This window comes from Pseudomonas putida (assembly GCF_028682395.1).
GTDB classification, from domain to species: Bacteria; Pseudomonadota; Gammaproteobacteria; order Pseudomonadales; family Pseudomonadaceae; genus Aquipseudomonas; species Aquipseudomonas putida_AB.
The window spans coordinates 652,008-673,531 of the sequence record NZ_JANHLC010000001.1; the positions used below are offsets into that span (position 1 = coordinate 652,008).

At 61.0% G+C, this 21,524-nt stretch carries 20 protein-coding genes; 14 read left to right on the forward strand and 6 right to left on the reverse strand.

Annotation, left to right across the window (positions count from 1 at the left end; translation table 11 throughout):
• The first annotated feature begins 4 nt into the window (after positions 1 to 4).
• The 11 genes from arcA (at position 5) to NPS46_RS03145 (ending at position 12,887) form a co-directional block, all read left to right on the forward strand.
• The gene (arcA, locus tag NPS46_RS03095; RefSeq protein WP_274104919.1) at positions 5 to 1,261 is read left to right on the forward strand and encodes an arginine deiminase; all 1,257 of its coding nucleotides are present in this window, start codon (positions 5 to 7) and stop codon (positions 1,259 to 1,261) included.
• A 75-nt stretch (positions 1,262 to 1,336) separates the two neighbouring features.
• On the forward strand, positions 1,337 to 2,347 hold the full coding sequence (locus NPS46_RS03100; protein WP_274104920.1) for an ornithine carbamoyltransferase: 1,011 nt from the start codon (positions 1,337 to 1,339) through the stop codon (positions 2,345 to 2,347).
• Positions 2,348 to 2,419: 72 nt separating this feature from the next.
• Positions 2,420 to 3,349, forward strand: a complete 930-nt coding sequence (arcC, locus tag NPS46_RS03105) for a carbamate kinase (RefSeq protein ID WP_274104921.1) — start codon at positions 2,420 to 2,422, stop codon at positions 3,347 to 3,349.
• A 59-nt stretch (positions 3,350 to 3,408) separates the two neighbouring features.
• Entirely contained in the window at positions 3,409 to 3,768 is a 360-nt protein-coding gene (locus NPS46_RS03110) for a DUF5064 family protein (protein WP_274104922.1), read from the forward strand.
• A 120-nt stretch (positions 3,769 to 3,888) separates the two neighbouring features.
• Positions 3,889 to 5,394 (forward strand): sigma-54-dependent transcriptional regulator, encoded by a 1,506-nt coding sequence (locus NPS46_RS03115; RefSeq protein WP_274104923.1) that lies wholly within the window; start codon positions 3,889 to 3,891, stop codon positions 5,392 to 5,394.
• 408 nt (positions 5,395 to 5,802) lie between these two features.
• A complete protein-coding gene (gene gcvH, locus NPS46_RS03120; RefSeq protein ID WP_274104924.1) occupies positions 5,803 to 6,186 on the forward strand; it encodes a glycine cleavage system protein GcvH in 384 nt (127 codons plus the stop codon).
• 9 nt (positions 6,187 to 6,195) lie between these two features.
• Positions 6,196 to 9,051 (forward strand): aminomethyl-transferring glycine dehydrogenase, encoded by a 2,856-nt coding sequence (gene gcvP, locus NPS46_RS03125; RefSeq protein WP_274104925.1) that lies wholly within the window; start codon positions 6,196 to 6,198, stop codon positions 9,049 to 9,051.
• Positions 9,052 to 9,149: 98 nt separating this feature from the next.
• A complete protein-coding gene (locus NPS46_RS03130; RefSeq protein ID WP_274104926.1) occupies positions 9,150 to 10,526 on the forward strand; it encodes an L-serine ammonia-lyase in 1,377 nt (458 codons plus the stop codon).
• A 43-nt stretch (positions 10,527 to 10,569) separates the two neighbouring features.
• A complete protein-coding gene (gcvT, locus tag NPS46_RS03135) occupies positions 10,570 to 11,694 on the forward strand; it encodes a glycine cleavage system aminomethyltransferase GcvT (protein ID WP_274104927.1) in 1,125 nt (374 codons plus the stop codon).
• Between the two features lie 389 nt (positions 11,695 to 12,083).
• On the forward strand, positions 12,084 to 12,296 hold the full coding sequence (locus NPS46_RS03140; protein WP_003220045.1) for a cold-shock protein: 213 nt from the start codon (positions 12,084 to 12,086) through the stop codon (positions 12,294 to 12,296).
• A gap of 102 nt (positions 12,297 to 12,398) precedes the next feature.
• Positions 12,399 to 12,887 carry an RDD family protein gene (locus tag NPS46_RS03145; RefSeq protein ID WP_274104928.1) on the forward strand — a complete coding sequence of 163 codons (489 nt, stop codon included), beginning with the start codon at positions 12,399 to 12,401 and terminating at the stop codon, positions 12,885 to 12,887.
• Positions 12,888 to 12,954: 67 nt separating this feature from the next.
• Here NPS46_RS03145 and NPS46_RS03150 read toward each other — a convergent pair whose 3' ends face one another.
• The 4 genes from NPS46_RS03150 to rpoE all read right to left on the reverse strand — a co-directional run bounded on the left by NPS46_RS03150 (position 12,955) and on the right by rpoE (position 16,798).
• Complete coding sequence (locus NPS46_RS03150) at positions 12,955 to 14,331, reverse strand: DegQ family serine endoprotease (protein ID WP_425312693.1); 1,377 nt, start codon at positions 14,329 to 14,331, stop codon at positions 12,955 to 12,957.
• Positions 14,332 to 14,633: 302 nt separating this feature from the next.
• Positions 14,634 to 15,587, reverse strand: a complete 954-nt coding sequence (locus tag NPS46_RS03155) for a MucB/RseB C-terminal domain-containing protein (RefSeq protein WP_274104930.1) — start codon at positions 15,585 to 15,587, stop codon at positions 14,634 to 14,636.
• Positions 15,588 to 15,595: 8 nt separating this feature from the next.
• Entirely contained in the window at positions 15,596 to 16,186 is a 591-nt protein-coding gene (locus NPS46_RS03160) for a sigma-E factor negative regulatory protein (RefSeq protein WP_274104931.1), read from the reverse strand.
• Between the two features lie 30 nt (positions 16,187 to 16,216).
• Positions 16,217 to 16,798: an RNA polymerase sigma factor RpoE gene (rpoE, locus tag NPS46_RS03165; RefSeq protein WP_274104932.1), complete on the reverse strand. Its 582-nt coding sequence runs from the start codon at positions 16,796 to 16,798 to the stop codon at positions 16,217 to 16,219.
• A 512-nt stretch (positions 16,799 to 17,310) separates the two neighbouring features.
• Here rpoE and nadB point away from each other — a divergent pair.
• A complete protein-coding gene (nadB, locus tag NPS46_RS03170) occupies positions 17,311 to 18,927 on the forward strand; it encodes an L-aspartate oxidase (protein WP_274104933.1) in 1,617 nt (538 codons plus the stop codon).
• On the opposite strand, the gene NPS46_RS03175 is transcribed toward nadB, so the two are convergent.
• Both NPS46_RS03175 and NPS46_RS03180 read right to left on the reverse strand, forming a co-directional pair.
• A complete protein-coding gene (locus tag NPS46_RS03175; RefSeq protein ID WP_274104934.1) occupies positions 18,896 to 19,348 on the reverse strand; it encodes a protein YgfX in 453 nt (150 codons plus the stop codon). The two genes, nadB and NPS46_RS03175, sit on opposite strands and share 32 nt — an antisense overlap.
• Complete coding sequence (locus NPS46_RS03180; RefSeq protein ID WP_274104935.1) at positions 19,332 to 19,586, reverse strand: succinate dehydrogenase assembly factor 2; 255 nt, start codon at positions 19,584 to 19,586, stop codon at positions 19,332 to 19,334. Before NPS46_RS03180 ends, NPS46_RS03175 begins: the two co-directional genes overlap by 17 nt.
• Positions 19,587 to 19,735: 149 nt before the next feature.
• Between NPS46_RS03180 and NPS46_RS03185 the strand changes: the two genes are divergently transcribed.
• On the forward strand, positions 19,736 to 20,677 hold the full coding sequence (locus tag NPS46_RS03185; RefSeq protein WP_274104936.1) for a YgfZ/GcvT domain-containing protein: 942 nt from the start codon (positions 19,736 to 19,738) through the stop codon (positions 20,675 to 20,677).
• 23 nt (positions 20,678 to 20,700) lie between these two features.
• Complete coding sequence (locus tag NPS46_RS03190; RefSeq protein ID WP_274104937.1) at positions 20,701 to 21,522, forward strand: HDOD domain-containing protein; 822 nt, start codon at positions 20,701 to 20,703, stop codon at positions 21,520 to 21,522.
• The last annotated feature ends 2 nt before the right edge of the window (positions 21,523 to 21,524 follow it).

Here is a 21,524-nt window from a genome sequence, read left to right on the forward strand (position 1 = left end):
TGTAATGACCACGGAAAAAGTTAAGTACGGCGTACATTCCGAAGCCGGCAAACTGCGCAAAGTCATGGTTTGTTCCCCCGGCCTGGCCCACCAGCGGCTGACCCCGAACAACTGCGACGAACTGCTTTTCGATGACGTGCTGTGGGTCAACCAGGCCAAGCGCGATCACTTTGATTTCGTGACCAAGATGCGCGAGCGTGGCATCGACGTACTGGAAATGCACAACCTGCTGACCGATATCGTAGCCCAGCCCGAAGCGCTGGACTGGATCCTGGAGCGCAAGGTTACCGCCAACCAGGTTGGCCTCGGCCTGGTCAATGAGGTCAATGCCTGGCTGCGCAGCCTGGAGCCACGCAAGATTGCCGAATTCCTGATTGGCGGCGTCTCTGCTGACGACCTGCCCAGCAGCTTCGGCGGCAAGACCATCGAGATGTTCCGCGATTTCCTCGGCCACTCGAGCTTTATCCTGCCACCGCTGCCCAACACCCAGTTCACCCGGGACACCACCTGCTGGATCTACGGCGGTGTCACGCTGAACCCGATGTACTGGCCAGCCCGTCGCCAGGAAACCCTGCTGACCACTGCCATCTATAAATTCCACCCGGAATTCACCAACGCCGATTTCCAGATCTGGTACGGCGATCCAGACCTCAACCATGGCAACGCCACCCTTGAAGGCGGCGACGTCATGCCAATCGGCAAAGGCGTGGTCCTGATCGGCATGGGCGAGCGCACCTCGCGCCAGGCCATCGGCCAACTGGCCCTGAACCTGTTCAAGAACAAGGCCGCAGAGCGTGTGATCGTCGCCGGCCTGCCCAAGTCCCGGGCCGCAATGCACCTGGACACCGTGTTCAGCTTCTGCGACCGCGACCTGGTCACGATCTTCCCCGAAGTGGTGAACCAGATCGTTGCCTTCAGCCTGCGTCCGGATGAAAGCAAACCCGGTGGCATCGATGTACGCCGTGAGGAAACCAGCTTTATCGATACCGTCGCCAAGGCCCTGGGCCTCAAGGCGCTGCGAGTCGTGGAAACCGGCGGCAACGCGTTCGCCGCCGAACGCGAGCAGTGGGACGACGGCAACAACGTGGTGGCCCTGGAGCCTGGCGTGGTCATCGGCTACGACCGCAACACCTACACCAACACGCTGCTGCGCAAGGCCGGTATCGAAGTCATCACCATCAGCGCCGGCGAACTGGGCCGCGGCCGTGGCGGCGGTCACTGCATGACCTGCCCGATTATCCGCGACCCCATCGACTACTAACGTTCACAACCAGCTTGCCGTTGCCCCCACAAAGGGCCTCGGCAAGTGGACCACCGACATCCAAGGAGATCCATCATGGCGTTCAATATTCACAACCGCAGCCTGCTGAGCCTGGAACACCACACGCCACGCGAGCTGCGCTACCTGCTGGACCTGTCCCGCGACCTCAAGCGCGCCAAGTACACCGGTACCGAGCAGCAGCACCTCAAAGGCAACAACATTGCGCTGATCTTCGAGAAAACCTCGACGCGCACCCGCTGCGCCTTTGAAGTCGCCGCCTACGACCAGGGCGCGAACGTGACCTACATCGACCCGAACTCCTCGCAGATCGGTCACAAGGAAAGCATGAAAGACACCGCCCGCGTGCTGGGGCGCATGTATGACGCCATCGAGTATCGCGGTTTCAAACAGGAAGTGGTCGAGGAACTGGCCAAGTTCGCCGGGGTACCCGTGTTCAACGGCCTGACCGATGAATATCACCCTACGCAAATGATCGCCGACGTGCTGACCATGCGCGAGCACGCCGACAAGCCGATCCACGATATCAGCTACGCCTATCTGGGCGATGCTCGCAACAATATGGGCAACTCGCTGCTGCTGGTCGGCTCCAAGCTGGGCATGGACGTGCGTATCGCCGCGCCCAAGGCACTGTGGCCCCATGAAGACCTGGTCGCACGCTGCCGTAAATATGCCGAGGAAAGCGGCGCGCGCATCACCCTGACCGAAGACCCGAAAGCGGCGGTCAAGGGCGTGGACTTTATCCACACCGACGTCTGGGTCTCCATGGGCGAGCCTGTCGAAGCCTGGGCCGAGCGTATCCAGCAACTGCTGCCGTACCAGGTCAATGCCGAGTTGATGAAAGCCACCGGCAACCCACGGACCAAGTTCATGCACTGCCTGCCGGCGTTCCACAACTGCGACACCAAGGTCGGCAAACAGATCGCCGAGCAGTATCCGTTCCTGAGCAACGGCATCGAAGTGACGGACGACGTGTTCGAATCGCCAGCCTGCATCGCCTTTGAGCAAGCGGAGAACCGCATGCACACCATCAAGGCGATCCTGGTCTCCACGCTCGCTGATCTCTGATCGCTCCCACCCTCCGTTGGCGCGCGCCGGGCCCTGCCCGGCCGCGCCAACCGCCGTTAGAAGGAATGCATTATGCGTATCGTCGTTGCACTGGGCGGTAACGCCCTCCTGCGTCGTGGCGAACCCATGACCGCGGAAAACCAACGCGCCAATATCCGTATCGCCGCCGAGCAGATTGCCAAGATCACCAGCGGTAACGAACTGGTGGTCGCCCACGGCAATGGCCCCCAGGTCGGCCTGCTCTCCCTGCAAGCCGCCGCCTACACCTCCGTAAGCCCTTACCCGCTGGATGTGCTGGGGGCCGAGACCGAGGGCATGATCGGCTACATGATCGAACAGGAACTGGGCAACCTGCTGCATGCCGATGTTCCGTTCGCGACGCTGCTGACCCAGGTCGAGGTCGACCCCAAGGACCCAGCGTTCCAAAATCCGACCAAACCCATTGGCCCGGTGTACTCCAAGGCCGAGGCCGAGAGCCTGGCGGCGGAAAAAGGCTGGAGCATCGCCCCCGACGGCGACAAGTTCCGCCGCGTGGTTGCCAGCCCGAAACCCAAGCGCATCTTCGAAATCCGCCCGATCAAATGGCTGCTGGAAAAAGGCAGTATCGTGATCTGTGCCGGTGGTGGCGGCATTCCAACCATGTACGGTAGCGACGGCAAATTGCAGGGCATCGAAGCGGTGATCGACAAGGATCTCTGCTCGGCACTGCTGGCCGAACAACTGAGCAGTGACCTATTGGTCATTGCCACCGATGTCAGCGCCGCCTTTATCGACTGGGGTAAACCGACGCAGAAAGGCATTGCCCGGGCCCATCCGGACGCCTTGGAAGAACTCGGCTTCGCCGCCGGTTCCATGGGGCCCAAGGTACAGGCCGCGTGCGAGTTCGCGCGCAATACTGGAAAAGTCGCGGTGATCGGTTCACTCTCCGATATCGAAGCGATTGTTCAGGGCAAGGCCGGCACCCGAGTCAGCACGGAGCGACCTGGCATCGACTACCAATAAGACCCCCGGGGCAGGCCCATGGCCTGCCCTACCTGAGCCTTGTGTAAGGAGAAACGTCAATGGCCATATTCGAACCCGGTCACCTGCAGATCCGGCGGGCCCCGCTGCAACCCGGCGACTTTGGTTACGAAATCACAATCGAATACAAGGTCGTTCAGGACCCCAGGGATGGCACATCCATGCTGTTCACCCTGTTTGGCGAAATCAACGCCAAGGCATTCAAGGAGGAGTTCAGCCTGCCCAAGGACACCGCCTTTAACTTTGCCAGTAGCGCCTTCCATGCCCTACAAAAGCACGGCCTGCCGAAAAACGCCGATATTCGCTCGCTCCACGGCCTCTACGATCGTATGTTCGAAGATATCCGCACCCAGCTGAATGCCAAGCCCGGCGATCCCGTCAAACCCGAACACCTGGATTAATCCCCCCCCCCGCAGGAATCATGACGCGCGCGGCCTGCCTGCGGGCCGCGACGGATTTCACCAAATCCCCCGCGCCAAGGCATACTGGCCACCCCGCAGCCCGAACGCCCAAGCCGCCCCATGCGTATCCATGTCAGCTTTATCGACCGCGTTGGAATCACCCAGGAAGTCCTGGCACTGCTCGGCGGACGCAATCTCAACCTGGATGCGGTGGAAATGGTGCCGCCCAATGTCTATATCGACGCGCCGACCCTGAGCCCGCAGGTGCTTGAAGAACTGCGCGAAGCGCTGTTCAGCGTACGCGGCGTGCAGGCCGTCACCGTGGTCGACATCCTGCCCGGCCAGCGTCGCCACCTGCAGTTGGACGCCCTGCTTGCCGCGATGACCGACCCGGTCCTGGCCCTCGACAGCGCGGGCAATGTCCTGCTGGCCAACCCAGCGCTGGTCGCGCTGTCCGGCCGTGATCCCACGGGTGAAAGCATTGCCCAGTTGTTCGCCGATTCCGGATTGCTCGAGGCCTTGCTGGAGCACGGTTTTCGCCTGCCCTTGCGCGAGATCATGCTCAACGGCCAACCCCTGATGCTCGATGCCACGCCCATCACCGATGCCGGCGCCTTGCTGACGCTCTACCCTGCCAACCGCATCGGCGAACGCCTGTCGGCCCTGCACCACGATCACGCCGAAGGCTTCGATGCGCTGCTGGGTGACTCCCCGGCAATCCGCACGCTCAAGGCCCGCGCCCTGCGCGTCGCGGCCCTCGATGCGCCGCTGCTGATCCAGGGCGAGACCGGTACGGGTAAAGAGTTGGTGGCCCGCGCCTGCCACGCGATCAGTACACGCCATGGCGCACCGTTCCTGGCCCTGAACTGTGCCGCCCTGCCGGAGAACCTCGCCGAAAGCGAACTGTTCGGCTACGCACCCGGCGCCTTTACCGGCGCCCAACGCGGCGGCAAGCCAGGGCTGATGGAGCTGGCGAACCAGGGCACAGTGTTTCTCGATGAAATCGGCGAAATGTCGCCCTACCTGCAAGCCAAACTGCTGCGTTTTCTCAATGACGGCAGTTTTCGCCGAGTCGGCGGTGATCGCGAAATCAAGGTCAATGTGCGCATCCTCAGCGCGACCCATCGCGATCTGGAAAAGATGGTCGGCGAAGGCAGTTTTCGCGAAGACCTGTTCTACCGCCTCAATGTCCTCAACGTCGAAGTACCGCCACTGCGCGAGCGTGGCCAGGACATCCTGCTGCTCGCCCGCCATTTTATGCAGCAGGCCTGCGCGCAGATCCAGCGCCCGGTCTGCCGGCTGGCCCCTGGGACCTACCCGGCACTGCTGGGTAATGGCTGGCCGGGCAATGTCCGCCAACTGCAGAACGTGATCTTTCGCGCCGCCGCAATCTGCGAGAGCAGCCTGGTGGATATCGGTGACCTGGATATCGCCGGCACCTCCGTGGCCCGCCAGAGCGACAGCGAAATCAATAGCCTGGAACAGGCCGTGGAAAGCTTCGAGAAAGGCCTGCTGGAAAAACTCTACGGCAATTATCCCTCGACTCGCCAACTGGCCAGCCGCCTGCAGACCTCCCATACCGCCATTGCCCATCGCCTGCGCAAGTACGGCATCCCCGCCAAGTAACCAGCCCTGGTAGCCGTGAGCTTGCTCGCCCGTTGGGCAGGAAACAGCACCGAGCGCGCCCAGCGTGCCGCGCGTTTTCGACAAGCACATCACAGCTCCTACACTGATAGGTCTGAATACGACATCCAGCTGTACTGAAACCGCTACAGCGGAACGATATCGCTACAGTCGGCGCCAGACCGCCCTGCGCAACGCGTTGAAACATCAAGGCTTTTGTTCCTGGCGCACAGCTGTATCGATTTCGCTACAGCCCCAGCACTCCGCCTTTCACAGAAATCATATAACTCCATGATTTTAAACGACTTAACAATATTGGCCGTGTATTTGCTAAGGACTTCCTCCATCACGCTCTGCCTTGCATGAGCATTTCATCGCGTCCACCAGACGAGTCTGGCCCCAGGAGTTTCCATGAGCGAGTTGCGTTTTACCGAAGACCACGAATGGCTGCGTGCCGAAGCCGATGGCAGCGTCACCGTCGGCATCACCGCGTTCGCCCAGAATGCCCTGGGCGATGTGGTTTATGTGCAACTGCCGGAACTGCAGCACTACGCCAAGGGTAGCGAAGCGGCGACCGTGGAGTCGGTCAAGGCGGCCAGCGGCGTCTATATGCCCCTGGACGGGGAAGTGCTCGAGACCAACACCGCACTCGAAGAGCACCCCGAACAGGTCAACGAGGCACCACTGACCGAAGGCTGGTTCTTCCGTTTTATGCCCGCCGACGCCAGCGCGCTCGACTCGTTGCTCGATCAGGACGCCTACGACCGCCTGATCAAAGCCAACGCCCAAGCCTGAGGAGGCGCCATGACCCGTCATCTGAGCACTGCCAACGAGTTTATCGCTCGCCATATCGGCCCGCGCCAGGAAGATGAGCGCGCCATGCTCGCCAGCCTTGGCCTCGACTCCCTGCAGGCCCTGAGCGCCAGCGTGATCCCCGACAGCATCAAGGGCACCAGCGTCCTCGAGCTGCCCGCCGGACAAAGCGAGGCCGATGCCCTGGCCTCGATCAAGGCCATCGCGGCCAAGAACCAGCTCTTCAAGACCTATATCGGCCAGGGCTATTACCCCTGCCACACGCCGGCACCGATCCTGCGCAACCTGCTGGAGAACCCGGCCTGGTACACCGCCTACACCCCGTATCAACCCGAGATTTCCCAGGGCCGCCTCGAAGCGCTGCTCAACTTCCAGACCCTGATCAGCGACCTCAGCGGCTTGCCGATCGCCAACGCCTCGCTGCTGGACGAAGCCACCGCCGCTGCCGAAGCCATGACGTTCTGCAAACGCCTGAGCAAGAACAAGTCCAGCCAGGCCTTCTTTGCTTCCCGTCACTGCCATCCGCAGACCCTCGACGTGCTGCGCACCCGTGCCGAACCACTGGGCATCGAAGTCGTGGTCGGGGACGAGCAGGAGCTGGGCGATGTCAGCCCCTTCTTCGGCGCGCTGCTGCAATACCCGGCCAGCAATGGCGACGTGTTCGACTATCGCGCACTGGTCGAGCGTTTCCATGCCGCCAATGCCCTGGTGGCGGTAGCCGCCGACCTGCTGGCACTGACCCTGCTGACCCCGCCGGGCGAGTTCGGCGCCGACGTGGCCATCGGCAGCGCCCAGCGCTTCGGCGTCCCGCTGGGTTTTGGCGGCCCGCATGCGGCCTACTTTTCGACGCGCGACGCCTTCAAGCGCGATATGCCCGGACGCCTGGTCGGCGTCTCCGTGGATCGCCACGGCAAGCCCGCGCTGCGTCTGGCCATGCAAACCCGCGAGCAACATATCCGCCGCGAAAAAGCCACGAGCAATATCTGCACCGCCCAGGTCCTGCTGGCCAACATCGCCAGCATGTATGCCGTGTACCACGGCCCCAAAGGCCTGGCCCAGATTGCCCAGCGTATCCATCAGCTGACCGCCATCCTGGCAGCCGGCCTCGGCGAGCTGGGAGTGCAAATCGAGCAAACCAGCTTCTTCGACACCCTGACCATCAACACCGGCAGTCAAACCGCCGCTCGCCATGAACAGGCGCGCGCTCGTCATATCAATCTGCGGGTGATCGACGGCGAACGCCTGGGCCTGTCCCTGGACGAAACCACCGGCCAGGCGGATATCGAAACCCTCTGGCAACTGCTCGGCAACGGTCAGGCGCAACCGGATTTCGCCGCCCTGACCAACCAGGTCGAGAGCCGGATCCCCGTAGCGCTGCAACGCCAGTCGGCGATCCTGGCCCACCCGGTGTTCAATCGCTACCACTCGGAAACCGAGCTGATGCGCTATCTGCGCCGCCTGGCCGACAAGGACCTGGCACTGGATCGCACCATGATTCCGCTGGGCTCGTGCACCATGAAGCTCAATGCCGCCAGCGAAATGATTCCGGTGACCTGGGCCGAATTCGGCGCACTGCACCCTTTCGCCCCCGCCGAACAAAGCGCCGGCTACCAGCAATTGACCCATGAGCTGGAGGCCATGCTCTGCGCGGCCACCGGTTACGACGCGGTGTCCCTGCAACCCAACGCCGGCTCCCAGGGCGAATACGCCGGCCTGCTGGCCATTCGCGCCTATCACCAGAGCCGTGGCGAAGATCGCCGCGATATCTGCCTCATCCCCTCGTCGGCCCACGGCACCAACCCGGCCACCGCCAACATGGCCGGCATGCGCGTCGTGGTAACGGCCTGCGACGCCCGTGGCAACGTCGATATCGAAGACTTGCGGGCGAAAGCCATCGAACATCGCGAACATCTTGCCGCACTGATGATCACCTACCCCTCCACCCACGGCGTGTTCGAGGAAGGCATTCGCGAAATCTGCGCGATCATCCACGACCACGGCGGCCAGGTGTATATCGACGGCGCCAACATGAATGCCATGGTCGGCCTTTGTGCGCCGGGCAAATTCGGCGGCGACGTTTCGCACCTCAACCTGCACAAGACCTTCTGCATTCCCCACGGCGGCGGTGGCCCGGGGGTTGGCCCGATTGGCGTCAAAGCCCACCTGGCGCCGTTCCTGCCCGGCCACGCGGCCATGGAGCGCAAGGAAGGCGCGGTCTGCGCAGCGCCGTTCGGCAGCGCGAGCATCCTGCCCATTACCTGGATGTACATTCGCATGATGGGTGGCGAAGGCCTCAAGCGTGCCTCGCAGCTGGCCATTCTCAATGCCAACTACATCGCCCGCCGTCTCGAAAATCACTACCCGGTGCTGTACAGCGGCAGCAATGGCCTGGTGGCGCATGAATGCATTCTCGACCTGCGCCCGCTCAAGGACAGCAGTGGTATCAGCGTCGATGACGTCGCCAAGCGCCTGATCGACTTCGGCTTCCACGCCCCGACCATGTCCTTCCCGGTGGCCGGCACCCTAATGATCGAGCCGACCGAAAGCGAGTCCAAGCAGGAACTCGACCGCTTCTGCGACGCCATGATCCGTATCCGCGAGGAAATCCGTGCAGTGGAGAACGGCGGCCTGGACAAGGAGGACAACCCACTGAAAAACGCCCCGCACACCGCTGCGGAACTGGTGGGCGAATGGACCCACCCCTATAGCCGCGAACAGGCGGTCTACCCGGTCGCGTCACTGATCGAGGGCAAGTACTGGCCGCCTGTCGGTCGGGTCGACAATGTCTTCGGCGACCGCAACCTGGTGTGTGCCTGCCCGTCGATAGAGAGTTATCAGGACGCCTGACGAGCTCCGGCCGTTCGCTCGCCGCCAAATGGAGCGGGCGAACGGCACTGCGCCCCAAGCGTGTGCCACTCAATAGAACAAGAAACCGGAGAACCAGCATGGCACTCAGCGTGTTCGACCTGTTCAAGATCGGTATCGGCCCCTCCAGTTCACATACCGTCGGGCCCATGCGCGCCGCGGCACGCTTTGTCGAAGGCCTGCGTCGCGAGCAGCTGCTGGCGGCGACGAGCTGCGTCAAGGTCGAGCTGTACGGTTCACTGGGCGCCACCGGTAAAGGCCACGGCAGCGACAAGGCGGTGCTGCTCGGTCTCGAGGGCGAACAACCGGACAGCGTCGACACCGAAACCGTCGGTGCCCGTCTCCAACAGATCCGCAGCAGCGGCCAGTTGAACCTGCTGGGCGAGCATCCCATTGCCTTCGATGAAAAACTGCACCTGGCAATGATCCGTAAACCGCTGGCCTATCATCCCAACGGCATGATCTTTCGTGCATTCGACGCCGCCGGCCTGCAGGTTCGCAGCCGCGAGTACTACTCGGTGGGCGGTGGGTTTGTCGTCGACCAGGATGCCGCCGGCGCCGACCGGATTGTCGAGGACAGCACCGCGCTGACCTTCCCCTTCACCACCGCCAAGGCCCTGCTGGGGCATTGCAGCACCTATGGCCTGTCGATCAGCCAGGTCATGTTGACTAACGAGAGCGCCTGGCGCCCGGAAGCCGAAACCCGCAGCGGCTTGCTGAAGATCTGGCAGGTGATGCAGGACTGCGTGGCGGCGGGCTGCCGCAATGAAGGCATCCTGCCGGGCGGACTCAAGGTCAAACGCCGCGCGGCCGCCCTGCACCGCCAGCTGTGCCAGCACCCGGAAGCCGCGCTGCGCGATGCCTTATCGGTACTCGACTGGGTCAATCTGTATGCCCTGGCCGTCAACGAAGAAAACGCCAATGGCGGGCGCGTCGTCACGGCCCCCACCAATGGCGCGGCGGGGATTATCCCGGCGGTGCTGCATTACTACATGCGCTTTATCCCCGGTGCCAGCGAGGACGGCGTGGTGCGTTTTCTGCTGACCGCTGCCGCCATTGGCATCCTCTACAAGGAAAACGCCTCGATTTCCGGTGCCGAGGTCGGTTGCCAGGGTGAGGTCGGCGTGGCCTGCTCCATGGCCGCCGGCGCCTTGTGCGAAGTGCTGGGCGGCACCGTCCAGCAGGTGGAGAACGCCGCCGAAATCGGTATGGAACACAACCTCGGCCTGACCTGCGACCCCATTGGCGGGCTGGTTCAGGTGCCGTGCATCGAACGCAACGCCATGGGCTCGGTCAAGGCCATCAATGCCGTGCGCATGGCCCTGCGCGGCGACGGCCAGCACTTTGTCTCGCTCGACAAGGTGATCCGCACCATGCGCCAGACCGGCGCCGACATGAAAAGCAAATACAAGGAAACCGCCCGGGGCGGTTTGGCCGTCAACATTATCGAGTGCTGAGACCCTGCAGTGCTCGCCAGACGTTATTTTTCAGGAGCTGAACATGTCCACCGAACACTTGCTGCACACCCCGCTGCACGCCCTGCACCTGGAACTGGGTGCTCGCATGGTGCCCTTTGCCGGCTATGACATGCCGGTGCAGTACCCGCTGGGCGTGCTGAAGGAACACCTGCACACCCGCGAGCACGCCGGGCTCTTCGATGTCTCGCACATGGGCCAGATTGTCCTGCGCGGCAAAGACGCCGCCCAAGCCCTGGAAGCCTTGGTGCCAGTGGACATCATCGACCTGCCCGCAGGCATGCAACGCTATGCGATGTTCACCAACGAACAAGGCGGCATCCTGGATGACCTGATGGTCGCCAACCTGGGCGGTGACGAGTTGTTTCTGGTGGTCAACGCCGCTTGCAAGGAACAGGACCTGGCACACCTGCGCCAACACCTGGACGGCCGGTGCGAGGTGCAGCCGCTGTTCGCTGAGCGCGCCTTGCTCGCTCTGCAGGGGCCGGCGGCGGTCACGGTGCTAAGCGAACTGGCACCACAGGTGGCGGACATGACCTTCATGCAATTCGCCCGCGTGCCGCTGTTGGGGGTCGACTGCTATGTCAGCCGCTCGGGCTACACCGGCGAAGATGGCTTTGAAATTTCCGTGCCCGCTCACGAAGCCGAGGCCCTGGCCCGTCGGCTGCTGGCCCATCCTTCGGTCCAGGCCATTGGCCTGGGTGCCAGGGACTCGCTGCGCCTTGAGGCCGGCCTGTGCCTTTATGGCCATGACATGAACGAGCAGACCACCCCCATCGAAGCCGGATTGCTCTGGGCCATCTCCAAACCTCGCCGGCTCGAAGGCGCGCGTGCAGGTGGCTTCCCCGGCGCCGACAGGATATTTACCCAGCAACGCGATGGGGTCAGCCGCAAACGCGTGGGGCTGCTGCCGCAAGAACGAACCCCCGTGCGCGAGGGCGCCGAAATTGTCGATGAGCAAGGCCAGGTCATCGGTACTGTTTGCAGCGGTGGCTTTGGACCGTCCCTCGGTGGGCCTCTGGCGATGGGCTATCTGGATAACGCTTACATAGCATTGGGTACTTCTGTCTGGGCAATAGTGCGCGGGAAAAAGGTGCATATGCTTGTAAGCAAAATGCCTTTTGTTCCACAACGCTACTATCGTGGTTGATTGGATGTTTCTATAAGTAACGCGGTTGCGTTAGCGTGCACTTATTTGTAACGCAACCGCCATAAAACAGTGCATTTTTTCGCAAACGAACTTTGCTTATAACAGTCGAAAACAACGAAACAGCCCCGTGTTATAAGGCGCGCAGCATTTTCCGGGGCTGCGGCCATTTGCCCGGGGAGATCGGTGTTTCGCGGGGCTTGTTTTTTCTCTCGTAGTTGGCGTAGAGTTTGGTCACTGTGTTTGCATGGGTCGCTGGAATCGTGACCTGGGCAGTAGCCATAAGTTTAGCTACAACCCGTTCGACGTCTCTTACTTTCCTGCAGCCCAGCCCAGTACTCTTTCATGTGAAAGAAACTGTCATTAATTTTTAGCGTCAAGGAAATAAGAAAATGGCTGATCGTCAGAGCGGTACCGTCAAGTGGTTTAACGACGAGAAAGGTTTTGGTTTTATCACTCCAGAAAGCGGTCCGGATCTGTTCGTGCACTTCCGCGCGATTCAGGGCAATGGCTTCAAGAGCCTGAAAGAAGGCCAGAAAGTGACCTTCATCGCCGTGCAGGGCCAAAAAGGCATGCAGGCTGACGAAGTACAAGCTGAAGGCTAAGCCTTCCAGCAACGAAAAAGCCCCTGATACTGATATCAGGGGCTTTTTTGTGCGCGCAATTCCGTAAAATGGCTTTCTTTTTAATCCGAGAGCCAGTCTCCCATGTCAAAACACCTGTTGAGCCCCCAAGGCGAGTTTCCTCCCGCCGGCCTGGGCCGTCGCCTCGCAGCGATGTTTTATGACTTCCTGCTCTGCACAGCCCTGCTTATCGTCACGGGCGGGATCTACAAAATGGTGCAATTGTGGATACTCGGCGAAGCCCGAATGCGCACCCTTACCGATGCCGGCGCTCTGGACGGCGACCCACTGTTCTCGACCCTGATGCTGTTTGTGTTGTTCGGTTTCTTCGCCAAATTCTGGACCTACTCGGGCCAGACCCTGGGCATGCAGGTGTGGGGAGTGCGCGTACAGAATGCCGACGGAAGCGCGATCAGCCTGTGGCAGGCGCTATTGCGCTTTGTGGTGTCCATCGCATCCTGGCTCTGCCTAGGACTCGGTTTTATCTGGTGCCTGATTGATAAGCAAAAGCGCGGCTGGCACGACCTTTACTCCAACACGCAATTGGTCCGAATCCCGAAAAAGAGCAAGTAAATCGGCCCCAAAAAAAAGCCCGTATTTTTCAATACGGGCATTTTTTTCACCTGTACTCGCCGAAATGTTACTCAGCCAGCTTGAAGGTGATGAAGCTGGCGCGCCCCTGGCGCAGAACACGCATCGAAACCGAGCGATTTTTTGGCAGTGCCTTGGCGATCTCGGTAAAGTTCTTGGCCGTCGTGATTGCCTGGTTGTTCAGATGCGTAATCACATCACCAGGTTGCAGGCCGATCAGGGCAGCAGGGCCGTCCTGGACTTCCTTGATAACCACGCCACCGTCGAGCTCCAGGCTCTTCTTCTGCTCAGCGGTCAGCTCGGCTACGGCAACGCCCAAACGGTTGCTGCTGCGCTCGGCGCCTGCACCATTGGCGATCTCAAGTTCCTTACCCTCTTCAGGAATGGCGCCAACGGTCAGTTGCAGGGTTTTGCGCTTGCCTTCACGAACCACTTCCAGCTCAGCCTTGGCCCCAGCCTTAAGAGCCCCGACCAAATGCGGCAAGTCAGCCGACATCACGATCGGTTGGCCGTTCATGCTCAGGATTACATCACCGACCTGCAAACCACCCTTGGCCGCTGGACCGTTTTCCAGAACCTGTGCGACCAGTGCGCCGGCCGGTTTGTCCAGACCGAAAGACTCGGCCAGGTCCTTGTTGACCTCTTGGATAACCACGCCCAACCAGCCACGGCTAACCTTGCCACCGGCTTTCAACTGGTTGGAAACGTCCATGGCCACGTCGATCGGAATCGCGAAGGACACCCCCATAAAGCCGCCGGAACGGGTGTAGATCTGTGAGTTGATCCCGACCACTTCACCGGCCAGGTTGAACAGCGGGCCACCGGAGTTACCCGGATTAATCGGCACGTCGGTCTGGATAAAAGGCACATAGTTCTCGTTAGGCAAGCTGCGGCCAATGGCGCTGACAATACCCTGGGTCACGGTATGGTCGAAACCGAAGGGAGAACCGATGGCGACCACCCATTGGCCGGCTTTCAGGTCCTGGGACTTGCCAAGCTTGAGGGTCGGCAGGTTCTTGCCATCGATTTTCAGCAACGCCACGTCGGAACGCGGATCGGTACCGACCAGCGTGGCTTTCATTTCACTGCGGTCGGCCAGACGGACCATGATCTCATCGGCATCGGCGATCACATGGTTGTTGGTCAGCACATAGCCGTCCGCCGAAATGATAAAGCCCGACCCCAGGGACTGGGCCTCGCGCTGGCGACCACCACGCGGGGTCGGCTGCGGAATGCTGCGCTCGAAGAATTCACGCAGGCCTGGCGGCAAGCCGTCCAGGTCGGGCATTTGCCCAAGGCTGGAAACTTTGCGATCCGGTAGTTTCTGGGTCGTACTGATATTCACCACCGCAGGCGAGGCTTGCTCGACCAGGCCAGTGAAGTCAGGCAGTTCCGCAGCCTGAAGGGCCGCGACCTGGCCCAGCATCACCACCGCGGCAACAATGGACAGATAAGACTTTAAACGTGGTATCGACATACGATTACGACTCCCGTCACAACAAGCAAAGTTAATCGATGAGGGCCAACAGGCATGTGTGATTACAGGCCAGTATCTTTGGTCCGGGAACAACAAATAAAGCCACAGTCGGTCGACTGTAGCCTAAGGAAGAAACAAGGGGGTGATCCAGGGTGAAATGCACAGGCGTCATTGCAGCATCTCTGGGCCAGGCATAAGAGCCATTATGCTCGGCGCACATCGCCCAGCCCCGCCAGCATAGCCCGCTTGAGTCACTGCTTGGCCTGAGTCGTATTAGCCCGAAAAGACAGGGCAATCCGCTCGGCCGTCCCCATCGGGATTTCACCGACCACCGTGACCATGACTTCGCCTTCCGGTGTACTCAAACGCCTGGAGACGGCCACGGTTGGCCCCAATTGGATGCGAGTATCTGCAGCCGCAGGAGCCTTGAGCGGCTCAAGAAAAACCGAGAAACGCGCCAGGCCATCGCCATACATCAAGCTGCGGACCTGGGTGTTGGATTCAGCGTCTTCATGAACCGTACTGCTGATCAACTCGAATCCGGGCGGCAACCACTCGGAACGCCAATTCTGGGTTGCCTGCTGGTCGGGCACGACTTGCTGCGCAACGGCATTGCATTGGGCACTGGGCTGCAACTGCGCGTCCGTCGGCACATCACGGGTATCGATTTGAGTGAACTGAAAACGCTCGAGCAATTGCCCTTTTTCATTGAGCAGAAGCGACTTGAGCGGGAGCCCGGTGTCTTTGTCGAGGTGCATTTCAAAGCCGTAGCGATATTGATCTCGCGGGCTCAGCGCCAGGACCACCGCCGGACGGTCCGCCACCCGGGATTGGCCCACGACGGAGATCTCATAGAGGGCCCCGAGTTTTTTGGCGTCCAGAAGACGCGCATTGGCCCCTTGCCCGCTGCCTACCCCGGAAGCCAATTTGCCACTGACGCACTGGGTCTGCCCATCAACACGCACCACTTCCTGCGCGGAGCCATCAAGTTGAAGCAGCCGCTCACTCACACGCTGACCATCAACCCGATGCCAGATACGGTGAGTAGAGAAGCTGCCACTGCGCTCGTAAACGAAGGTGCCTTGATAGCTTTGCTGCTGCTCTGCCTGGGCTAGACGATCAAGCCAGTCTTGAGCCTCGTCGGCATGGGCTGGAAGCATGATCCAGCCACCGAGCAGCAACGACAGAAGAGGTAGAGCGCGCATGATCCTCCTTACTTAGCGATTTCCAGGCTGGCCGCACGAGCGTAAGGCAGAGCGCTTTCGCCTCCTTTAAGTGCAGCTTGTTGCGCATGCTGGCGCAGGTAGCCTGGCAGACGCTGATCAGACCAACCGGCTTGACCCTGCAGCACGCCATTGCTCATGGGCGCTGCGGCATCGGAACTCTCGTTGTAACCGGCCAACACCGCTGGGCCTTTGGCCAGTGGCGCTGCAAGGGCAGGCTGAGGCGTTTGCTGTGCCAACTCGACACCCGCAATTTCATCCTGGTTGTACAGACGCACACCCGCCAGCACGGCCACGGTCACCGAAGCGGCCACTGCCAGACGGCCGAGGCTGCGCCAAGGACCACGGCTGACCTTGGCCGGAACGGCTTCTTCGGCCAGCGCTGCGGATACCGCAGAAGCAATATCCAGACGCGGGAGCAGCAAATCCTTGTGCATGGCCGCACGAGCGATCTGGTAGCGCGCCCAGGTGTCTCGGGTTTCAACATCGTCGAATGCATTGAGCACTCGACGCAATTCAAGTTCGTCCGCTTCGTTATCCATCACCGCGGACAGCGATTCCTGCAGGGCTTCACGACTCATGGCGTTCCTCTCTTGGCTGTCGCCGCTGTCTCAAGTGTCCTGCAACAACGGTTGCAGGGCTTTATCAATGGCCTCCCGAGCGCGGAAAATCCGGGAGCGCACGGTGCCTACCGGACATTGCATGACGCTCGCAATGTCTTCGTAACTCAGACCATCGAACTCACGTAAAGTTAAAGCGGTACGCAAATCTTCAGGCAATTGCTGGATAGTTCGATGGACAGTGCCTTCGATCTCATCCCGGAGCAATGCACGCTCCGGCGACTCAAGATCCTTGAGGCCATGATCGCCATCGTAGAACTCAGCATCTTCAGAACTTACATCGCTATCCGGTGGCCGCCGTCCGCGAGACACCAGATAGTTTTTCGCCGTATTAATGGCGATACGGTACAGCCACGTATAAAACGCACTGTCGCCGCGAAAATTGCCAAGTGCACGGTAGGCCTTGATAAAAGCCTCTTGTGCAACATCCTGGGCTTCATGGGTGTCGTGCACGAAACGCACGATCAACCCGAGAATTTTGTGCTGATACTTCAGCACCAGCAGATCAAACGCTCGCTTGTCACCGCGCTGTACGCGCTCGACCAGCTGCTGATCCTCTTCCTGGGTTAGCATGAACACTCCTCGTTGAACCTGGAGGAGGTTTGCGGTACTGCTCGATCAGGCTTGCAAACATAGACTCGGGCCTTGTGCAAAAGTTCTCCCCCTCCAAGCAAGTTTCCTGCGGCCTCTGATCCAGCACGCACGAAAAACGCAGCTCGAACATCGTCGGCTGCGTGAATAATCTTGTCGTTGAGTCCACCACCGGGGCCAAAGCAAAAAGCCCCTGTAGAGCCAACGCTGTTCCCCTTCGTAGAGGCAGCCCACTATGGAACCTGAGGCTTGATGAAAAGTTCCCAAGCTCCAGCTTCGAGCGCCTGACATTGCGCATCCTGCACCAGAGAAGATAGCCAGGACGTCAATACAATCGAAAAAATCAGCACTTGCGGCTGAAAATCGACATGCACACCACTCAAGACTGGGGCAAACTCCCAGGCCGCTGTAGTTTCACAATGCCACGAAGGCCCGGCTATTGTGCCGATCCCCCCCTCTATATACTAGAGGGCGCTTTTATGCGGACTTCTGAGATGAGCCAACATTTTCAACACGATGTGCTAGTGATTGGCAGTGGTGCCGCAGGCTTGAGCCTTGCGTTGACCCTGCCCAGCCATCTGCGCATCGCAGTCCTGAGCAAGGGCGACCTCGCCAATGGCTCGACATTCTGGGCCCAGGGCGGCGTCGCCGCGGTCCTCGACGACACCGACACCGTCCAGTCCCATGTCGAAGACACCCTCAACGCCGGCGGCGGCCTGTGCCACGAAGACGCCGTGCGCTTCACCGTCGAGCACAGCCGCGAAGCCATCCAGTGGCTGATCGACCAGGGCGTCCCCTTCACCCGCGACGATCACACGGGCACTGAAGACAACGGTTTCGAGTTCCACCTGACGCGTGAAGGCGGCCACAGCCACCGGCGCATCATCCACGCGGCCGACGCTACCGGGGCTGCGATCTTCAAGACCCTGCTGGCCCAGGCCAAGCTGCGACCCAACATCGAGTTGCTGGAACAGCGCGTTGCCGTCGACCTGATAACCGAACGCCGCCTCGGGCTGGACGGCGACCGCTGCCTGGGCGCCTACGTCCTCAATCGCGGCAGTGGCGAAGTCGACACCTTCGGTGCCCGCTTCACAATCCTCGCCTCGGGCGGTGCAGCCAAGGTCTACCTCTATACCAGCAATCCCGACGGCGCTTGCGGTGACGGTATCGCCATGGCCTGGCGCTCGGGCTGTCGGGTGGCGAACCTGGAGTTCAACCAGTTCCATCCCACCTGCCTGTACCACCCGCAAGCCAAGAGCTTCCTGGTGACCGAAGCCCTGCGCGGTGAAGGTGCCCATCTCAAGCTGCCCAACGGCGAGCGCTTCATGCAGCGCTTCGATCCACGGGGCGAGCTGGCGCCACGCGATATCGTGGCCCGCGCCATCGACCACGAGATGAAGCGCCTGGGGATTGACTGCGTCTACCTGGATATCAGCCACAAGCCCGAAGCGTTTATCAAAAGCCATTTCCCAACGGTCTACGAACGTTGCCTGGAGTTTTCGATCGATATCACCCGCCAGCCGATCCCGGTGGTGCCCGCCGCGCATTACACTTGCGGCGGCGTGATGGTCGACCAACATGGGCGCACCGATGTCCCGGGGCTGTATGCCATTGGCGAGACCAGCTTCACCGGCCTGCACGGCGCCAATCGCATGGCCAGCAACTCGCTGCTGGAGTGTTTTGTCTACGCCCGCTCAGCGGCCAGCGACATTCTTGAGCAACTGCCCCAGATCGCCATTCCCGATGCCCTGCCAAGCTGGGACGCCAGCCAGGTCACCGACTCGGATGAAGATGTGATCATCGCGCACAACTGGGACGAACTGCGGCGCTTCATGTGGGACTACGTCGGCATTGTGCGCACCAACAAACGCCTGCAACGGGCCCAGCACCGCGTGCGCCTGCTGCTCGACGAGATCGATGAGTTCTACAGTAATTACAAGGTCAGCCGCGATCTGCTGGAGCTGCGCAACCTGGCCCAGGTCGCCGAACTGATGATTCTCTCGGCCATGCAACGCAAGGAAAGCCGCGGGCTGCACTACACCCTCGACTACCCCGAGCAGTTGCCCGAGGCCCGCGACACTATCCTGGTACCGCCCACCTACGCCGACTGAATTTCAGGCGCACGCGCAAGCAGCGGTGCTGGTCTTGCTCCATCGCATCACGGGGTACGCAGATACCCCGTATGCGGCGCTCACCGCTCAAGCGAAACCGCAGGACCACGATCAGTGGCAAGGCCAGGCTGTCGCGATACAACTGCGCGACCTGCCAGCCACGGGCCGCGCTCCACAATTGCCAGCCCTCGTCATTGCGGCGCAGACCGGTGATGGCCGTAGGATGGCTGAGGCAAATCTGGCGCGGCAATACCCAGGCGCCATGCCCCAGGCACAGCAACATGCCCGCCAGGCTGAACCAAGGGGATACATCGATAAAGCAGAGGGCAATCAGCGCGCATGACTGGGCACCAAGGTAAGCCGCCAGCAATAGCCGCGAGGCGTGCCAGCGGCATTCGAAAACCTTACTTGGGCTGGACACGGTCCAAGATCATGCGAACCATGCGTTGCAGCTCGGGATCCGGCGACTCGCTGCGCTCCATAAACCAGCCAAACATGTCCTGATCTTCGCACTCGAGCAGCTTGCGGTAGCCTTCACGGTCCTGGGCATTCAAATGCGGATAGACCTCTTTGACAAATGGCACCAGCAACACGTCTAGCTCAAGCATGCCACGGCGGCTGTGCCAGTAGAGGCGGTTCAGTTCAACATCTTCGACCATGGAGCGCTCCTCAAATAGAGTGCAAGTATACAGCCCGTTTCGGCACAGAACAGTCGGCTTTGGTCGGGCCCTCCCGATCCTCGGCGAACTACCCATTTGCGGGGCGCCCCACTATGATGTGCCCCAGTCCTTATTACCTGCGATGACCCATGGCCGATTCCGCTTTCTTTTGCATCTTGTCCCACGAGGGCATTCTGGCCGTACGTGGCTCTGACGCGAGCAAGTTCCTTCAGGGCCAATTGACCTGCAACCTCAATTACCTCAGTGACACCCAGGCCAGCCTCGGTGCCCGCTGCACGCAAAAAGGCCGGATGCAGTCGAGCTTCCGGATCCTGCTTGAAGGCGACGGCTGCCTCTTGGCCATGGCCCGCGAACTGCTGGAACCGCAGTTGGCCGACCTGAAAAAATATGCCGTGTTCTCCAAATCCAAGCTCACCGACGAAAGCGCCGCCTGGGTCCGCTTCGGCCTTGGCCATGCCGACGCCGCACTGACCAGCCTTGGCCTCGAGCTGCCCGAAGCGGTCGACAGTGTGGTCCGTGCCGACTCGCTAATCGCCATTCGCGTCTCGGCCCAGCGGGCCGAACTCTGGGCCCCGGCCAGTGAAACCGAGCGCCTGCGCAGCCAACTGGCGAGCCTGGCCCGGGAGAGTGATCTCAATGCGTGGCTGCTCGGCCAGGTCCGCGCCGGGATCGGCCAGGTCATGGCCCAGACCCGCGAGCTGTTCATTCCGCAAATGCTCAACCTCCAGGCCGTAGGTGGCGTGAGCTTCAAGAAGGGCTGCTATACCGGCCAGGAAATCGTCGCGCGCATGCAGTACCTGGGCAAGCTCAAGCGCCGCCTCTATCGCCTGGCCCTGGACACCCTCACGTTGCCGGAACCGGGCACCCCGCTGTTCTCCCCCACGCATGCCAGTGCCATCGGTGAAGTCGTGCTCGCCGCGCACGCCGAACAAGGCGTCGAGCTGCTGGCGGTACTCCAGGCCGAGGCCGCCGAAGATGGCCGTCTCCACCTTGGGGAGCTATCGGGCCCGGCGCTGACGCTGCTGGACCTGCCGTACCCACTGGACCGTGATCGCGAAATCCAGCGTTAAGTGCAACACCCTAGAGAAATGACATGAACAAGCTGGCGGAAAAGGTCCAACAGGATTTGCTGAAGGCCATCGAGCACGATGACCTGGTCCTGCCAACGCTCCCCGAGGTTGCCCTGAAGATTCGCCAGGCCGCTGAAAACCCGGAGATAAGCGTCGGCACCCTAAGCAAAGTGATCGGTGGCGACACCGCGCTCTCGGCACGCCTGATCAAAGTGGTCAACAGTCCGTTGCTGCGTGCCGCCCAGGAAGTCAACGAGCTGCACACGGCCATCACGCGCCTGGGGATCAACTACAGCAGCAACCTGGCAATCGGCCTGGTGATGGAGCAGATTTTTCACGCACGCTCCGAGGTGGTCGAGCGAAAAATGCGCGAAGTCTGGCGTAAAAGCCAGGAAATAGCCGGAATCTGCTACGCCCTGTGCCGCCATCACCACTACCTGAAAGCCGACCAGGCCGCACTGGGTGGGTTGGTGCATCAAATTGGCGTCCTGCCGATTCTCACCTATGCCGAGGATCACTACGAGCTGCTGTCCGATCCACTGTGCCTCGACCATGTGATCGAGAGCATCCACCCGCTGATCGGCGAAAAGCTGCTCGCGGTCTGGGAGTTCCCCGAACAGTTGGCAAAACTGCCTGGCCAGTACCTGGACTTCAGCCGCCAGTCCGAAAAGGTCGACTATGTCGACCTGGTACAGATTGCCACCCTGCATTGCTATCAGGGCACCGATCACCCGCTTGGGCAAATCCCCCTGAGCAGTTTGTCGGCGGTCAGGCGCCTGGGCATCGACCCGCTCAACGAGCGATGGCTGATCGAAATGGAAGAGGCTCGCGGGATGTTTATCTGAGT

Coding starts and splice junctions, on each gene's coding strand:
- arcA (WP_274104919.1), top strand. CDS start 5: ATGACCACGGAAAAAGTTAAGTACGGCGTACATTCCGAAGCCGGCAAA.
- NPS46_RS03100 (WP_274104920.1), top strand. CDS start 1,337: ATGGCGTTCAATATTCACAACCGCAGCCTGCTGAGCCTGGAACACCAC.
- arcC (WP_274104921.1), top strand. CDS start 2,420: ATGCGTATCGTCGTTGCACTGGGCGGTAACGCCCTCCTGCGTCGTGGC.
- NPS46_RS03110 (WP_274104922.1), top strand. CDS start 3,409: ATGGCCATATTCGAACCCGGTCACCTGCAGATCCGGCGGGCCCCGCTG.
- NPS46_RS03115 (WP_274104923.1), top strand. CDS start 3,889: ATGCGTATCCATGTCAGCTTTATCGACCGCGTTGGAATCACCCAGGAA.
- gcvH (WP_274104924.1), top strand. CDS start 5,803: ATGAGCGAGTTGCGTTTTACCGAAGACCACGAATGGCTGCGTGCCGAA.
- gcvP (WP_274104925.1), top strand. CDS start 6,196: ATGACCCGTCATCTGAGCACTGCCAACGAGTTTATCGCTCGCCATATC.
- NPS46_RS03130 (WP_274104926.1), top strand. CDS start 9,150: ATGGCACTCAGCGTGTTCGACCTGTTCAAGATCGGTATCGGCCCCTCC.
- gcvT (WP_274104927.1), top strand. CDS start 10,570: ATGTCCACCGAACACTTGCTGCACACCCCGCTGCACGCCCTGCACCTG.
- NPS46_RS03140 (WP_003220045.1), top strand. CDS start 12,084: ATGGCTGATCGTCAGAGCGGTACCGTCAAGTGGTTTAACGACGAGAAA.
- NPS46_RS03145 (WP_274104928.1), top strand. CDS start 12,399: ATGTCAAAACACCTGTTGAGCCCCCAAGGCGAGTTTCCTCCCGCCGGC.
- NPS46_RS03150 (WP_425312693.1), bottom strand. CDS start 14,331: ATGCTGGGCCAGGTCGCGGCCCTTCAGGCTGCGGAACTGCCTGACTTC.
- NPS46_RS03155 (WP_274104930.1), bottom strand. CDS start 15,587: ATGCGCGCTCTACCTCTTCTGTCGTTGCTGCTCGGTGGCTGGATCATG.
- NPS46_RS03160 (WP_274104931.1), bottom strand. CDS start 16,186: ATGAGTCGTGAAGCCCTGCAGGAATCGCTGTCCGCGGTGATGGATAAC.
- rpoE (WP_274104932.1), bottom strand. CDS start 16,798: ATGCTAACCCAGGAAGAGGATCAGCAGCTGGTCGAGCGCGTACAGCGC.
- nadB (WP_274104933.1), top strand. CDS start 17,311: ATGAGCCAACATTTTCAACACGATGTGCTAGTGATTGGCAGTGGTGCC.
- NPS46_RS03180 (WP_274104935.1), bottom strand. CDS start 19,586: ATGGTCGAAGATGTTGAACTGAACCGCCTCTACTGGCACAGCCGCCGT.
- NPS46_RS03185 (WP_274104936.1), top strand. CDS start 19,736: ATGGCCGATTCCGCTTTCTTTTGCATCTTGTCCCACGAGGGCATTCTG.
- NPS46_RS03190 (WP_274104937.1), top strand. CDS start 20,701: ATGAACAAGCTGGCGGAAAAGGTCCAACAGGATTTGCTGAAGGCCATC.